The 1,589-nt window shown below is 75.6% G+C and carries 1 protein-coding gene; it reads left to right on the top strand.

Annotated elements, in window-relative coordinates; genetic code table 11:
- Nucleotides 1-444: aminotransferase class III-fold pyridoxal phosphate-dependent enzyme (locus BLS21_RS13795; RefSeq protein WP_139177117.1), on the top strand; the 444-nt coding region annotated here is incomplete at its 5' end.
- Between the last annotated feature and the right edge of the window lie 1,145 nt (nt 445-1,589).

Here is a 1,589-nt window from a genome sequence, read left to right as displayed (position 1 = left end):
GGCGGCGGGCTGCCGCTGGGCGCCACGCTGGCCTTCGGCGCCGCCGCGGAGCTGCTGGGCGCCGGCAGCCACGGGTCGACCTTCGGCGGCAACCCGATCGCCGCCGCCGCCGCCCTGGCGGTGCTGGACACCATCCGCGAGGAGGGGCTGCTGGAGCGGGCCAAGGAGCTCGAGCAGCGGTTCACCGCCGGCATCGAGGCCCTGGCCCACCCCGGCGTGGCCGGGGTGCGCGGCCGCGGCGCGCTGCTGGGCGTGGTGCTCACCGCCGACGTCGCCGCCGCGCTGGAGACCGCGCTGCGGCAGGCCGGGTTCCTGGCCAACGCCGTCGCCCCGGGCGTGCTGCGGCTGGCGCCGGCCCTGGTGCTCACCGACGCCCAGGTCGACGCCTTCCTCACCGCCCTCCCGACCGCCCTCGACACCGCTCTCCACGAGCACGGCCGGTGACCTGGTAGAGGTCCCTGACAGCCCAGGGGCGGCCGACAGCGATCGCTGCCCGAGCGGCCTCTCGATCGGCGGCCTGGGCGTCCTGCTGGTGGCGACAGTGCCCTGGACTGACTGTCACGCGCGCTCGGTGCGGTCCGTTCTCCCTGCTCCGCCGCGGGCTCGACGCGCGATCTCCGCCGGCGCTCGGCGCATCGAGCGACGTGCTCCGCGGCTGTCCACCTCCCGTGGCACCTGGGCAGGCGGCGCCAGCGCGGCGTTCCCAGCATCTGCCGATTCTGAGTCGGGACGAGCCCGTTTCGTATGCGAACACGGATCTGCCGGTGACCGTCCGTGCATTTCGACCCGGCGTGTATCCGAGCCGGGTGGCTTCTTGTTGACGTCCCACCCGTCCGCCAAGACAGTCGCTTACAGGTGACGGGGAAGGAAGCCCTGGTTGCACGCCACATCGTCGTCCGAACGGATGTGGTCAGGGAGCAGCGAGTGATCGCGAGCACGGGGGATGGTGAGTGGGTGCGCGGGAGTTCCGCGGCACCCCTCGTCGTGCCTGGCTCGCGGACCGTCCTCCCGCTGTGGGGCCGGCGGATCCTCCTGATGGTCCTGTTCCTGGGGACCGCATGGGTGGCGACGGTCGTGTCCGCCGGCTCCGCCGCCGCGGAGCAGGGCGCGTCCCTGCCGTTGTCCCCGCCGGTGGCCGAGGGTGGTGACGTCGAACCGCCGGACCAGCCGTTGCCCTCGGCGCCCGTGCCGAACGACCACGACGCGGACGACGCCGAGGACGAGCCGGCCACCGGTTCCGGCACCTCCGGGGGGTCGGCGGACGGCGACCCGCCGTCCGAGCCCGCCGGCACCTCCGACGGCGATGTGGCCGTTGCGGAGTCCCCGACCGGCTCATCAGGTGACGAGCCGGCCACTCCGCAGGACGCTCCCACTCCGGCGGCGGAGCCCTCACCCGTGACCCCGCCGGCCGGAACGCCCCCGTCCGGAGCGCCCACTCCGCTGATGCCCCCGTCGGCGACGCCTGCGCCGGCGGCGCCGGGGGGAACGCCCCGGGCCGCCCCGGCGGCCCCTGCGCCCCCGCCATCCGGCACCCCGAGGACTGTGACCCCCGGGACGACCACGCCCGGGACGACCACGCCCGGGACGAC

The organism is Geodermatophilus siccatus, assembly GCF_900103785.1.
In the GTDB taxonomy this organism is placed as follows: domain Bacteria; phylum Actinomycetota; class Actinomycetes; order Mycobacteriales; family Geodermatophilaceae; genus Geodermatophilus; species Geodermatophilus siccatus.
This window is presented reverse-complemented; position numbering and strand designations above follow the sequence as displayed.